The 13,598-nt window shown below is 69.4% G+C and carries 13 protein-coding genes; 10 read left to right on the top strand and 3 right to left on the bottom strand.

Annotated features, from left to right (window positions below):
- Positions 1 to 2: 2 nt before the first annotated feature.
- The 4 genes from ACG02S_RS07055 to ACG02S_RS07040 are packed head-to-tail and all read left to right on the top strand — an operon-like array spanning position 3 to position 3,946.
- Positions 3 to 890, top strand: coding sequence for a PfkB family carbohydrate kinase (locus tag ACG02S_RS07055; protein WP_394469734.1), 888 nt, complete (start codon positions 3 to 5; stop codon positions 888 to 890).
- Positions 887 to 2,188, top strand: a complete 1,302-nt coding sequence (locus tag ACG02S_RS07050; protein WP_394469733.1) for an MFS transporter — start codon at positions 887 to 889, stop codon at positions 2,186 to 2,188. The genes ACG02S_RS07055 and ACG02S_RS07050 overlap by 4 nt, the downstream gene beginning before the upstream one ends.
- A complete protein-coding gene (gtfA, locus tag ACG02S_RS07045) occupies positions 2,185 to 3,681 on the top strand; it encodes a sucrose phosphorylase (RefSeq protein WP_394469732.1) in 1,497 nt (498 codons plus the stop codon). Before ACG02S_RS07050 ends, gtfA begins: the two co-directional genes overlap by 4 nt.
- Positions 3,682 to 3,736: 55 nt before the next feature.
- Positions 3,737 to 3,946, top strand: a complete 210-nt coding sequence (locus ACG02S_RS07040) for a hypothetical protein (RefSeq protein WP_394469731.1) — start codon at positions 3,737 to 3,739, stop codon at positions 3,944 to 3,946.
- A 14-nt stretch (positions 3,947 to 3,960) separates the two neighbouring features.
- Here ACG02S_RS07040 and ACG02S_RS07035 read toward each other — a convergent pair whose 3' ends face one another.
- Positions 3,961 to 5,586 carry a sensor histidine kinase gene (locus ACG02S_RS07035; protein WP_394469730.1) on the bottom strand — a complete coding sequence of 542 codons (1,626 nt, stop codon included), beginning with the start codon at positions 5,584 to 5,586 and terminating at the stop codon, positions 3,961 to 3,963.
- Between the two features lie 229 nt (positions 5,587 to 5,815).
- Here ACG02S_RS07035 and ACG02S_RS07030 point away from each other — a divergent pair, with 229 nt between their 5' ends.
- The 6 genes from ACG02S_RS07030 (at position 5,816) to ACG02S_RS07005 (ending at position 11,907) form a co-directional block, all read left to right on the top strand.
- The gene (locus tag ACG02S_RS07030; protein WP_394469729.1) at positions 5,816 to 6,886 is read left to right on the top strand and encodes an ABC transporter substrate-binding protein; all 1,071 of its coding nucleotides are present in this window, start codon (positions 5,816 to 5,818) and stop codon (positions 6,884 to 6,886) included.
- Positions 6,887 to 6,981: 95 nt separating this feature from the next.
- Positions 6,982 to 7,770, top strand: a complete 789-nt coding sequence (locus tag ACG02S_RS07025; protein WP_394469728.1) for an SDR family oxidoreductase — start codon at positions 6,982 to 6,984, stop codon at positions 7,768 to 7,770.
- A gap of 1 nt (position 7,771) precedes the next feature.
- Positions 7,772 to 10,132: a penicillin acylase family protein gene (locus ACG02S_RS07020; protein ID WP_394469727.1), complete on the top strand. Its 2,361-nt coding sequence runs from the start codon at positions 7,772 to 7,774 to the stop codon at positions 10,130 to 10,132.
- Between the two features lie 37 nt (positions 10,133 to 10,169).
- On the top strand, positions 10,170 to 10,901 hold the full coding sequence (locus ACG02S_RS07015) for an SDR family oxidoreductase (RefSeq protein ID WP_394469726.1): 732 nt from the start codon (positions 10,170 to 10,172) through the stop codon (positions 10,899 to 10,901).
- Between the two features lie 11 nt (positions 10,902 to 10,912).
- A complete protein-coding gene (locus ACG02S_RS07010) occupies positions 10,913 to 11,602 on the top strand; it encodes an alpha/beta fold hydrolase (RefSeq protein WP_394469725.1) in 690 nt (229 codons plus the stop codon).
- Positions 11,603 to 11,604: 2 nt separating this feature from the next.
- Positions 11,605 to 11,907, top strand: coding sequence for a hypothetical protein (locus tag ACG02S_RS07005; RefSeq protein WP_394469724.1), 303 nt, complete (start codon positions 11,605 to 11,607; stop codon positions 11,905 to 11,907).
- Positions 11,908 to 11,951: 44 nt separating this feature from the next.
- On the opposite strand, the gene ACG02S_RS07000 is transcribed toward ACG02S_RS07005, so the two are convergent.
- The gene (locus ACG02S_RS07000; RefSeq protein ID WP_394469723.1) at positions 11,952 to 12,635 is read right to left on the bottom strand and encodes a DUF3047 domain-containing protein; all 684 of its coding nucleotides are present in this window, start codon (positions 12,633 to 12,635) and stop codon (positions 11,952 to 11,954) included.
- Positions 12,632 to 13,534 (bottom strand): ribosome small subunit-dependent GTPase A, encoded by a 903-nt coding sequence (rsgA, locus tag ACG02S_RS06995; protein ID WP_394469722.1) that lies wholly within the window; start codon positions 13,532 to 13,534, stop codon positions 12,632 to 12,634. The genes ACG02S_RS07000 and rsgA overlap by 4 nt, the downstream gene beginning before the upstream one ends.
- Positions 13,535 to 13,598: the final 64 nt, after the last annotated feature.

Here is a 13,598-nt window from a genome sequence, read left to right as displayed (position 1 = left end):
CGATGAGCCCCGTCTTCGTCATGGGCGAGGCCCTCGTGGACGAGTTCCACGACGGCGCCGTCGCGGGCGGCGCGCCCTTCAATGTGGCGCGCTCGCTGTCGGCGTTGGGTGCGCCGGTGCGCTTTTTCAGCCGCATCGGCACCGATGATGCGGCCGGCCGGCTCGTGCTGCACAGCGCAGCGCGATTCGGCCTCGCGGTCGACGACATCCAGCGCGACGCGACGCGCGCCACCGGCCGCGTCAGCGTGCATGAAGACGGGCGCGGGGGGCACCGTTTCGAGATCCATGCCGACGCGGCCTGGGACCATGTCGAAGCGCCCGCAGCGGCAGACGCCGGCATCGTCTACTTCGGCAGCCTTGCCCAGCGTGCTGCGGCTTCGCGCGCGGCCATTCGTGCCGCCGTCAAGCGGACGTCGGGCTTGTGTTTCCTCGACCTCAACCTGCGCCCCGGCACCGACACACCCGAGCTGGCGGCCGAATCGCTGATGCTGGCCGACTGGGTCAAGCTCAACGAGGACGAGCTCGACCGCCTGCTCGGCTGGTTCGAGCCCACGTTGCCGGATCTGATGGCGCGCTTTGCCCTGAAGCACGTGCTTGTCACGCGCGGCGCCGCCGGGTATGCACTCTATGGCCCAGGCGGTCGGCTGCTGGCCGGCGGAGATGGGGTGCCGCAGCCGGCCTACGTCGACAGCGTCGGCGCTGGTGATGCCTTCACGGCCATGTTGCTGTCCGGTCTGTCGCTGGGCCGCGACCTGCCGGCGACGCTGCAGCTCGCCAACCGCTACGCCGCCATGATCTGCGGCGTGCGCGGCCCGCTGCCGGCAGACCCGGCATTGCTGATTCCGTGGCGCGAAGCCCTGCTCGCCTTGCCGCAGGAGAGTCGAGCATGAACAAGCCGCACCTGTCGTTCTCGCAGATCGTGAACATGAATGTCGGCTTCCTCGGCATCCAATTCAGCTTCGGCCTGCAGCAGGCCAACATGAGCCCGATCTACCAAATGCTGGGCGCTGAAGGGAAAGACCTGCCGTATCTGTGGCTGGCCGGCCCCGTTACCGGCCTGCTGGTGCAGCCCATCATCGGCGCGCTGAGCGACCGCACCACCCATCGGCTGGGCCGGCGCACGCCTTACTTCCTGATTGGTGCGCTGCTGTGCTCGCTGGGCCTGCTGGTCATGCCGTTCAGCCCGGCGCTGTGGTTCGCGGCGGGCCTGCTGTGGATATTGGATGCGGCCAACAACGTGACGATGGAGCCCTACCGCGCCTACGTCAGCGACCGGCTGCGGCCCGAGCAGCACGCCAGCGGCTTCCTCACCCAGGCCTCGTTCACCGGTCTGGCGCAGACGCTCGCTTATCTAACTCCCAGCCTGCTCGTTTTCTTCGGTATGAACAAGGATGCGCTTGGCGCCAACGGAATCCCGGTCGTCACGACGCTGGCCTTCCTGATCGGCGCGCTGCTGTCGTTCACGACGGTGTGGTGGTCCGTGCGCAAGGTGCCCGAGCTGCCGCTGCCGGCCGAGGAGATGGCCCGTCTGCGAGCCTTGCCCAAGGGCCTGGGCCCCGCGCTCGCCGAGATCTGGGCCGCGTTGCGCGACATGCCCGCGACGATGCGCCAGCTGTGGTGGATGGCGCTGTTCCAGTGGTACGGAATGATGTGCTACTGGATCTACATCGTGCCGACGCTGGCCGCCACCGTCTTCGGCACGGACGACCCGCACAGTGCCGGCTTCCGTGATGCTGCGCTGTTGAACGGCCAGGTCGGCGGCTTCTACAACGCCGTCGCCTTCGTCGCCGCCTTTGCGATGGTGCCGTTCACCAAGCGCCTGGGCGCGAAATGGGTGCATGCTTTCGCGCTGTTCGCAGCGGCGGCCGGCATGTGGGCGCTGCCCGGCGTCCGCAGCGAGGGCTGGCTGCTGTTCCTGCCCATGGTGGGCATCGGCTTGGCCTGGGGTTCGATCATGGGCAATCCGTATGTGCTGCTGGCCGGCAGCATCCCGCCCGAGCGCGCCGGCGTGTACATGGGCATCTTCAACATGTTCATCGTCATCCCGATGCTGATCCAGGCGGTGACGCTGCCCTTGTTCTACGACAGCCTGCTGGGTGGTCGGCCCGAAAACGTCATCCGTCTGGCCGGCGTGCTGCTGGCGCTCGCCGCCGTCTGCGTGCTGCGCGTGAAGTCCCAAGGATCATGAAAAACCAAGTCCAACTCATCACCTATGTCGACCGCCTCGGCGGCCGCCGCGACGGCGCCGATCTCGCACGCCTGAGGCGACTGCTGGGCGCGCCGGGCTCACCGCTGCAAGGCGTGTTCGGCGGCGTGCACCTGCTGCCGTTCTTCGACGCCATCGACGGCGCCGACGCCGGCTTTGACCCCATCGACCACACCTGCGTCGATCCACGCCTGGGCGACTGGTCCGACATCAAGGCGCTGACCGACGACCTGGACGTGATGGCTGACGTCATCGTCAACCACATGTCTGCTGAATCGCCGCAGTTTCTCGACTACGCCGAGAAGGGCGAGGCCTCGGCCTACGCCGGCCTGTTCCTGACGCTGGATGCCGTCTTCCCCGACGGCGCCACCGAGCGGGACCTGCTTGCCGTCTACCGCCCGCGCCCCGGCCTGCCACTGACCTATGCCACGTTGAAGAACGGCGAGCGCCGCATCCTGTGGACGACCTTCACTGCCGCGCAGATCGACATCGCCGTGCACCACCCGCAGGGCCGGGCCTACCTCACCAGCATCCTGAAGACGCTGGCCAGCAACGGCATCGGCATGGTGCGGCTGGACGCCGTCGGCTACGCCATCAAGAAGGCCGGCGCCAGCTGCTTCATGATGCCGGAGACCTTCGACTTCATCGCCGAGTTCGCCGCCGAGGCGAAGGCGCTGGGCATCGAGGTGCTGGTCGAGATCCATGCCTACTACCAGCGCCAGATCGAAATCGCGCGCCAGGTGGACTGGGTTTACGACTTCGCGCTGCCGCCGCTGGTGCTTCATGCGTTCAACTTCCACACCGCCGCCGCGCTGAAGCGCTGGATCGCCGTGCGCCCGAGCAATGCGCTGACCGTGCTCGACACGCATGACGGCATCGGCATCATCGACATCGGCGCGGACGCCAGCGACCGCGCGGCCCACCCTGGCCTCGTGCCGCCCGAGGAGCTGGACGCGCTGGTGGAGCGCATCCACGCGGCCAGCGGCGACCAGAGCCGGCGCGCCACTGGTGCTGCCGCCAGCAACCTGGACCTCTACCAGGTCAACTGCACGTTCTTCGACGCAATGGGTCGCGACGAGACGGCCTACCTGCTGGCCCGCGCGCTGCAGTTCTTCCTGCCCGGCGTGCCGCAGGTCTATTACGTCGGCCTGCTGGCCGGCCACAACGACATGGACCTGCTGGCCCGCAGCCAGGTGGGCCGCGACATCAACCGGCACCACTACGACGAGGACGAGATCGCCCGAGACTGCGAACGTCCGGTCGTGCGCCGCCTCATCGAGTTGATCCAGCTGCGCAACCGCCACCCGGCCTTTGGCGGCGAGTTCCAGGTCGAGGCCAGCGGCGACGACGAACTGCGCCTGCGCTGGCACGGGGCGGGCCACTGGGCCAGCCTGCGCGTGGACTTCGCAACCCGTGGTCACGAGCTGGCCTACAGCGGCGGCGACGGCGGTCGTGAGGTCTTCGCCTTCAGTTGAGCGTCAGCCTCGGGCCGCAGAATCCGCCGCAGTTCAAACCTGTGGAGACCCCAGCATGTGGAAGTTGATCGTCGGCTTCATCGCCTTTGCCGCCCTGGCGCTGTACATCCTGACCAAGAGCGGCGGCAACATCGACCTCAGCGGTGAGTCGCACAGCATCAGCGTTCCGCATGAGCCGGCTTCGGCGGCGTCCGATGCCGCCTCGGCCGCCGTGACCGCGGCTGTCGAGGCTGCGTCCGCACCGTCCCCGGGAGCTTCGCAGTAAGCGGCTGACGCTTGTCAGCGCGGGCCGGTGTCTCCGGCGCGCTGAGGCGCAACCAACGGCAGCCGCATCAGCATCTGCGTGCCCTGGCCGGGCGTCGAGCGCACCTCGATCTGCCCGCCCAGCACATTGGTCACGATGCTGTGCACGATGTGCATGCCCAGGCCCGAGCCCCCCGTGCCGAGCTTGGTCGTGAAGAAGGGGTCGAAGATGCGCCGGCGCACGGCGTCGTCCATTCCCCGCCCGTCGTCGCTGACGCTCAGCTCGGCTTCCGAGTCGCCGAGCCGCGCGCAGTGCACCTTCACGTGGCCGTGCGGCACGCCGTCGAAGCCGTGCAGCAGCGCATTCATCAGCAGGTTGGTCAACACCTGCCCCAGCGCGCCGGGGTAGCTGTTCATCGTCAGGCCGTGGCACAGGTCGGTGTCGATGACGTGTGGCGTGTGCTTGAAGCTGGGCTCCACCATGACCAGCACGTCTTCCACGACTTTGCCGAGGTCGAAGTCGCGGCGCAGGTCGGCGGTCTGGTCGATGGCGACCTGCTTGAAATCGCGCACCAGATCGGCCGCCTTCTGCACGTTGCGCTGCAGGATGTCCTGCGCGCGGCGCGTGTCGCGCGCCAGGTCCTCCAGCGTGCTGCGGCGCAATTGCACGGCGCCGGCCAGCATGCCCTCCAGCTGCTTGTAGCGGTCGTCCAGCGTGGACACCACGGTCAGCGCATTGCCCAGCGGCGTGTTCAGCTCGTGGGCCACGCCGGCCACCAGACGGCCCAGCGAGGCCAGCTTCTCGGACTCCACCAGCTCGCGCTGCGCTGTCTGCAGCGTGGCCAGCGCGTCGGACAGCTCGGCGTTGCTGGCGGTCAGCTCCGCGGTGCGTTGCGTCACCGTTGCTTCCAGATTGATGTTGTGCTGGCGCAGTGCCTCGAAGGCGGCCAGCAGCGCCTGGCGCATGCGCTCCATCGCATTGCCCACGCGCGTGATCTCGTCGGCGCCGCCGCTGACGTGCAGTGGCATCTCCAGCCGGCCGGCGGCGAGCGCCTCGGCCGAGCCGGTCAGCTCGGTCATCGGACGCAGCACATAGCGCTGCAGCACCCACAGCATCAGCACCAGCGACAGCGTCAGCGTCAGCCCGCTGCGCCAGACTGTGCGCCAGACCTCGGCCTGCCTGCTTTCCAGCAGCGGAGCTGCGCTCATGCTGACCGTCAGCAGCGCGATGTCGCGGCCGTCGCGCTGCACGGCGCGGCTCTGCGTCAGCAGCAGGTCGGCGTCGTCGCGCGCGCTAGGGCGTGATTGCGACAGGAAGGGCGCCGATGCGGCAGGCTCCATGACCTGCACGGAGACAAAGCGCGGGTCGTCCATCTGCGCCTTGACCATGGGGTCGGCCAGGTCGGGCGAGACCTGCCACACCGGTTCCGCCAGCGACAGCGCCATGACCTCGGTGGCGCGGGCCAGGTCGCGCTTGAGATCGTCCATCGCGGTCGCGCGCATCTTCTGCAGGTCGTACAGCAGCACGGCCGTGGTGGGCAGCAGCAGCCCCAGCAGCAGCGCCAGCACGACCGCGAAGTTCAGCGAGTTGCGCTGCCAGCCCAGCCAGCGCAGCGGCGAGCCGGCGGCGGCGGGGGAAGTCGAAGCTGGAGGTGCGGACATGGGCAGAGTGGCAGGCCCGGGCGCGGTGGGCGACCGAGTGTAGGCCGACGAAAACCGGTGCAAATGCGCGTTCGCGGGCGGGGATTCCCGGGTTTATCCCGGGCGTCGGGCGCGCTGCCTTGCACCGAGCTGACGCCACAATCCGCGGCCACAAACTGCACACGTCATGTGTGGATGGAGAAAAACAGTGAATCGTTGGGTCGGTCTGGCGGCATTGTTGGCTGCCTGCATGGGAATGAATGTCGCCGTGGCGCAGGGCTCTCTGCGCATCGGCATGGTGGCCGGCTTCACCGGCCCGGTCGCGGGTCTGGTGCAGGAAAGCGCCGAAGGCGCCCGCATGTACTTCGACGCGGTCAATGCGCAGGGCGGCATCCGCGGCCAGAACATCGAGCTGGTCACGCAGGACGACAAGTACGACAACGCCACCGCTGCGGCGCACGCCCGCTCGCTGGCAAGCCAGGGCGTGCTGGCGCTGATGCTGAGCCGCGGCACGGGCCCCACCGAAGCCATGCTGCCGGTGCTGAAGGAGAACCGCCTGCCGCTGATCGCGCCGGCCACGGGCGCCATCAGCCTGCGCGAGCCGGTGCAGCCCTTCGTCTTCAACCTGCGCGCCAGCTACCAGGAGGAGGCCGAGCGGGCCGTCAAGCACCTGGTCGGCATCGGCGTCAAACGCATCACCATCGTGCAGGTCAACGACCCGTTCGGCACCGATGCCGGCAAGGGCGCAATCAAGGGGCTGGACGAGTTGAAGCTGCGCGCGCTGTCCAACCTGCGCTATGACCGCAACAAGCCCAACCTCGCGCCGACCATGCAGGCGATTGCCAAAGCCGGCATCGAGGCCGTCGTGCTGATCGGGCCCGGCTACGCGGTTGCCGAGGGCGTCAACGCGCTGCGGGCGGCGGGTTCCACGGCCCATGTGGCCACGCTGTCCAACAACGCGTCGCACGAGTTCGTCAAGAGCCTGGGCGAGAACGCTCGCGGCATCATCGTCACGCAGCTGTTCCCGTACGAGCGCTCGACGTCCAACCCGCTGGTGCGTGAGGCGCTGGGGCTGGCCAAGGCTGCCGGGCGCACGGAGCTGACGCCGGCACAGCTGGAGGGCTTCACGGCCGCGAAACTGGTGGTGGAAGCGCTGCGTCGCGCCGGCAAGGACATTGATCGCGCCGCGCTGCTGAGGGCGCTGGAGGGCCCGCGTCTGGACCTGGGCGGCTTGCAGATCGGCTACAACGAGAAGGACCACAAAGGGCTGGAGTTCACCGACGTGTCCATCATCGGGCCCGACGGCAAGTTCTGGCGGTAGGCAGGCCGGGCAGGGCACCGGCAGGCCGGTGCCCGCGACTCGCGCGATGATGCGGCGTGCCTGGCACGGCCGCATTTTTGTTTTCTGGAGCTGCGATGGATCTCGGATTGACTGGACGCTGGGCGCTGGTGTGTGCCGCGAGCAAGGGGCTGGGGCGTGGCTGCGCGGAGGCCCTGGTGGGCGAGGGCGTCAACGTGGTGATCACCGCGCGTGGCGAGGCCGACCTGCTGGCCACGGCGGCGGCGCTGAAGGCGCTGAACCCGGCCGTGGAAGTCAAGACTGTCATCGGTGACATCGCCACACCCGAGGCCCGCGCCGCCGCGCTGGCGGCCTGCCCGCAGGTGGACATCCTCATCAACAACGCCGGCGGCCCGCCGCCTGGCGACTTCCGCGACTGGGACCGCGCGCAGTGGATCGCGGCGCTGGACGCCAACATGCTGGCGCCCATCGAGCTCATCAAGGCCACCGTGGACGGCATGGCGGCGCGTGGCTTCGGCCGCGTCGTCAACATCACGTCGGGCGCGGTCAAGGCGCCCATCGACACGCTGGGGCTGTCCAACGGCGCGCGCTCGGGGCTGACCGGCTTCGTCGCCGGCGTGGCCCGCCAGCCGCGGCTGGCCGGCGCCAACGTGACCATCAATAACCTGCTGCCCGGCGCCTTCGACACCGACCGCTTGAAGAAGACGCTGGCAGCCGGTGCTGCGAAGACCGGCGCCGCCGTCGAAGAGGTCGCGGCGAAGCGCCGTGCGGCCATCCCGGCGCAGCGCTTCGGCACCGCGGCCGAGTTCGGGGCCATCTGCGCAATGCTGTGCAGCGCGCATGCCGGCTACCTGACTGGCCAGAACATCCTGCTGGACGGCGGCAGCTACTCCGGCACGTTCTGACATGCGCTGGCTCAAGCGCGTTTTAGCCGGCCTGCTGCTGCTGCTGACGCTGCTGGCGCTGGGCCTGTGGCTGGCGGTGCGCGCCAGCCTGGCGACGCTGGACGGCGAGCGCGATCTGAAGGGCCTGAGCGCGCCGGCCGAGGTGCAGCGCGACGAACGCGGGTACGCCACCGTGACGGCCGAGAACCGGCTGGACGTCGCGCGGGCGCTGGGCTTCGTGCATGCGCAGGAGCGCTTCTTCCAGATGGACCTGATGCGGCGCAACGCGGCCGGCGAGCTGTCCGCGCTGGTGGGCGCGAAGGCGCTGCCGCTGGATCAGGGACGGCGAGTGCACCGCTTCCGCCACCGGGCCGAGACCGGTCTCACGGCGCTGCCTGCGGGTGAGCGCGCGCTGCTGCAGGCCTACGCTGCGGGTGTCAACGCGGGCCTGGCGACGCTGGGCGGCCGCCCGCCCGAGTACCTGCTGCTGCGCCAGCAGCCCGAGCCGTGGGGCCCGGCCGACAGCGTGCTGGTGGCCTACGGCATGTATCTCGACTTGCAAGGTGCGCAGGGCCGCGACGACATCGCGACGGGCCTGCTGCACGACGCCGTGCCGCCCGACTGGTACGCCTTCCTGACCCAGCACAGCGCCGACTGGCAGGCGGCGATGGACGACAGCCGTGTAGCCGCCGTGCCGCTGCCGGCCGGCCCGCTGCCCGACGCGCTGCGCGTGACGAAGACCGCCTGCAGCGACTGCCGATTGCAGGATGCGCGCGACCTGGGCAGCAACAACTTCGCCGTCGCGGCGGCACGCGGCGCCGGTGGCCGCGCCATCGTGGCGGACGACATGCACCTGGGTCTGCGCTCGCCTGGCACCTGGTTCAAGGTGCGCATGCGCTGGAAGGACGCCGTTGGTGAGCACGACATCGCCGGCGTCAGCCTGCCCGGGGCGCCGCTGCTGGTGGCGGGCAGCAATGGCCGCGTGGCCTGGGGCTTCACGAACACGACCTCTGACTGGGCGGATGTGATCCGCCTGAAGCTGAACGCGGCCGGCACGCACTACCTGTCGGGCGGCGTCGAGAAACCGCTGACGCGCAGCGTCGAGCGCATCGAGATAGCCGGCCAGCCCGCGGTGGACCACGTCGTGGTGGAAAGCGAATGGGGGCCGTTGCTCGCCCACAAGGCGCCTGCCGGCCACGCCTATGCGCTGCGCTGGGTGGCGCATGACGCCCAGGGCATGAACCTGCGGCTGGTACAGCTGGAGAACGCAGCGGATGTCGACGACGCCGTGAAGCTGGCCGCGGGCACCGGCGTGCCGCACCAGAACCTGCTGGTGGCCGACAGCGCCGGCCGCATCGCGTGGACCGTCATCGGTGCCATCCCGCGCCGCGTCGGGGGCGATGACATGGACCGCCCGCAAGACTGGAGCGACGGCCGTGCGCGCTGGCAGGGCTGGCTGCCTGCTGCGGAGCAGCCGCGCATCGTGGACCCGGCTGACGGCCGCCTGTGGACGGCCAACTCGCGCATGGTCGGCGGCGACGCGATGAAGCTGCTCGGCAACGGTGGCTGGGACCTGGGTGCACGCGGTCAGCAGATCCGCGACGGCCTGCGTGCGCACGAGCAGCTCGACGAGGCCGGCCTGCACGCCATCCAGCTGGACCACCGTGCACTGTTCCTGCAGCGCTGGCGAGGGTTGCTGTTGGAGCGCGTGCTGACGCCGGAATTCGTCGCGGCCCATGGCCTGGTCGACTACCGCGCTGCGGTCGACAAGAGCGCCGATGCGGCCCGGCCCGAGGCGACCGGTTATCTGCTGGTGCGCGCCTTCCGCGAGCGGGCGCTGGAACAAATCTTTGCGCCGCTGGCCGGGCTCATGGAAGCCCAGGGACTGAAGGCGCGGGATCTGAAGGTCGTGCCCGAGACGCCCGGTTGGGCGCTGATCCAGGCCGCTCGGCCCGACACGTTGCCGGCCGCCTTCAACAGTTGGCCGGACCTGTTGCAGCAGGCGGTGCTGGAGAGCCGCCGGCAGCTGCTGGACAAGCATGGCAGCCTGGCCGCGGCGACCTGGGGCGCCGACAACAGCACCGCCATGCGCCACCCGCTGAGCGCGGCGCTGCCCGTGCTGTCCAGCTGGCTGGACCATGCGTCGCAGGGCATGGCCGGCGACAGCCACATGCCGCGCGTGCACAACCACGGCCACGGGCAGAGCGAGCGCATGGTCGTGTCGCCTGGCCACGAGGAACTCGGCCTTCTCGTCATCCCCGGAGGGCAGAGCGGCCACCCGCTGTCGCCGCACTACCGGGCGGATCACGCCACCTGGCTGGCGGGCGAGGCCTTGCCGTTTCTGCCCGGCGAGACCCGGCACCGGCTGGTGTTGCGCCCCTGAACGCGCCGCGGACACCGTTCACACGATGGAAAACGCCATGAATCTGAAAGTTGCTCTCGTCACGGGCGCCGGCTCCGGCATCGGTCGCGCCGTGGCACGCGCGTTGGCCCGCGACGGCTGGACGCTGGCCCTGATGGGTCGTCGCGAGGCACCGCTGTGCGAGACGCTGCCCGACGCGCTGCACCTGCCGGCCGATGTGGCCGACGAAGCCCAGGTGGACGCTGCGTTCGCCACGTTGCAGCAGCGCTTCGGCCGGCTGGACCTGCTGTTCAACAACGCCGGTATCAGCGCCGTGGGCGTGCCCATGGACGAGCTCCCGGTCGCACAGTGGCGCGCCGTGGTGGACACCAACCTGACCGGCAGCTTCCTGTGCGCCCGCGCAGCCTTCCGGCTGATGAAGGCTCAGGACCCGCGCGGTGGCCGCATCATCAACAATGGGTCCATCTCGGCCCATGCGCCGCGTCCCCACTCGGCGCCGTACACGGCCACCAAGCATGCCGTCTCGGGGCTGACCAAATCGCTGAGCTTGGACGGCCGCGCGTTTGACATTGCCTGCGGCCAGATCGACATCGGCAATGCGGCGACCGACATGACCGAGAAGATGACGCGCGGCATGCCCCAGGCCAATGGCCAGATCGCCGTCGAGCCGCGCATGGACGTGGAAGACGTGGCCCGCGCCGTTGTCTACATGGCCGGGCTGCCGTTGTCGGCCAATGTGCAGACGATGACCGTCATGGCGACCCAGATGCCGTTTGTCGGCAGGGGTTGATCACCGCGCGCATGAAGACGACGCTGGTGCTGCTGCCCGGCCTGGATGGCACTGGGCTGCTGTTCCAGCCGCTGCTGGCGCAACTGCCGCCGTCATCGTGCCCCGTGGTCGTCAGCTATCCGGCCGATCCGGACGTCGACTATGACCGCCTGACGGAACTGGCCGCGCAGGCGCTACCGCCGCAAGGTCGTGTCGTGGTGCTGGGGGAGTCGTTCTCAGGCCCGGTCGCGATGCGGCTTGCGGCCGCGCAGCCCCAGCGGGTGCAAGCTCTGGTGCTGTGCTGCAGCTTCGTTCGCAACCCCCGGCCGGCCTTGGCGCGGCTTGATGCCTTGCTCGACTGGCTGCCGGCGCGGGCGCCGTTGAAACTGGCGGCGGCGGCGCTGCTGGGCAACCATCCGACTGAGGAGGTGCGCGGGCTGTTGGCACAGGCTCTGGCAAGGCTGCCTTCCAACGTCATGCGGGCGCGGCTGCGCATGGTCATGCGGGTGGATGCGTCGCTGGCGGTGTCGGCGGTGGAGGCGCCCGTGCTGTACCTGCAGGCCGCGCAGGATCGCCTCGTGCCGGCCGCCGCGGCGCGTGACATCCAGCGTTTGCAGCCGCGGACGGTGGTGCGCTCGCTGCGAGGCCCGCACGGCCTGCTGCAGGTGCAGCCCGAGGCCAGCGCATCGGCAATGACCGCTTTCCTGGCGGGGCTGTGTTGAGCATGCGCGCCGCCGTCAGCCGTCACAATCCCGCCATGTCGCTGTTCCGTCTGCTTCTTCGTTGGGTGATCCTGATCGCGGGTGCCCTGTTGGGTCTCGCGCTGTTCCTGTTTGCGGTTCTCACCTTCGGCGTTCTGCTCATCGTCAGTCTGCTGCGGGGCAGGAAGCCCAATGTGGCGTTCCGCATGAACCGCAATCCCTGGGCGCCGCGCGCCCCCCGCCCGGCGGCCGAGGACATCGTGGATGTGGAGGTGCGTGAGGTGCGGGACTTGAAGGACCAGCAGCCCACGCTGCCGCGGCAGTAGGCTTGCCCTGCACGACACCGAACGGCGCCGCGCGCCGTGAGCGGCTACTTCAGTTCCACCACGCCGTACCAGGTCCGCGCCGATCCGCGGCTGTTGTCGCTGTCCGTCATGACGGCCATGGACGTTAGCGGCCCGGGTTCTTCGCCGAAGGCCAGCCGGAAGTCGGCCGCCAGGTCGCGACGGTGGTCGCGCCAGCGGTGCAGCAGGGCCGGGCCCGAATCCACGACGATCTTGCGGATGCGGTCGCTGCGCGGGTTGACCACCACGGTGCCCACCGGCAGGTGGCTGTCCCACACGTACATCAGGGTCGCGTAGGGCGGCGCCTCGCCGGTCAGTGCCTGGGCCAGCTCGAACTTCATGCGCGTGCGCAGCGGCAGTTTGTCGGTGTCCCCGCCGAAGCCGAAGATGACGCGTGCGACGGCGTCCTCGCGGTCGATGTCGGCCACGCTGGCGTTGGGGATCAGGCGCTGCGCCCACCACGAGAAGCTGACCTCGCCGACGTCGTCCAGCGCCGGTTCCAGCCGTTTGCGCCAGATGCTGGCGGAGCGATCGGACGCCGCCTCCAGCGCCGGGCGGCCATCCTTCTCGGTCCAGTTGTAGGTGGTCGATTTCTTGCCCGGCAACGCCAGCGCCTGCCAGCCGTCGGCCGAAGCCGGCGGTGCGGTTTTGGGGCTGGCGCAGGCGGCCAGCAGGGCAGCGGCGCAGAGGGTCAGGAGCGCGGTCTTCACCAGGTCTTGCGTTGCAGTTCTTCGAGGATCTCGCCGTAGATGCGGTAGCGGCTGGCGCCGATCAAGCCCGCATCGACCGCCGCACGAACGCCGCAGCCGGGTTCGTGCGTGTGTGAGCAGTTGGCGAAGCGGCAGTCGGCGTGCTGGCGCAGGTCGGGCATGAAGCGCCACAGGTCGGCTGCGGCGATCTGGCCCAGGCCGAACTGCTGGAAGCCGGGCGAGTCGATCAGCGCCGTGCTCCGCGTGTCGTCGGTCCAGTACCACTGCGTGGTCGTGGTGGTGTGCCGGCCAGAGTTCAGCGCCTGCGAGATCTCCCCGACCTGCGCCTGGGCGTTCTTCACGAGCAGGTTGATCAGTGTGCTTTTTCCTGTGCCGCTGGGGCCGAGGACAAAGGTGCGCTGCTCCTTCAGCCAAGGGTCCAGCGTCGCGCGCGAGCCGTCGCGGTCGGCCTTCAGTGCGACCTCGAACATCTGCAGGCCCATCGCGTGGTACGGCGCCAGCCGCTCGCGGGCGGTGTCGGTACCGGGCAGGTCAGTCTTGTTCAGCGCGATGGCCATGCGGATGCCGGCGGACTCGGCGGCGATCAGCGCGCGCGCCAGCTGGCTCTCGCTGAACACCGGTTCCACGGCCACCAGCACCAGCATCTGGTCCAGGTTTGCGGCGAAGCTCTTGGTCTTCCATTCGTCCTGGCGGAACAGCAGGTTGCGGCGCGGCTCCACGGCCTCGATGACGCCCTCGTCACCGGACGCGGCGAAGCGCACCTGGTCACCGACAACGGCATCGCTCTTCTTGCCGCGCGGGTGGCAGACGAGGCGTTGGCCGTCCGCACCTTCCACGATGTAGTGGCGGCCGTGGCCGCGCACGACAAGTCCCAGGTCCAGCGCCTGGAATTTGTTCACTGGAGCTCCTCGTTCGAGGAGTACGTCGACCGATCCCTCAAGGGGATGCGTGCCGGCTTGGAAG

The sequence above is a fragment of the Pelomonas dachongensis genome (assembly GCF_043555865.1).
Taxonomy (GTDB): domain Bacteria; phylum Pseudomonadota; class Gammaproteobacteria; order Burkholderiales; family Burkholderiaceae_C; genus Pelomonas; species Pelomonas dachongensis.
This window is presented reverse-complemented; position numbering and strand designations above follow the sequence as displayed.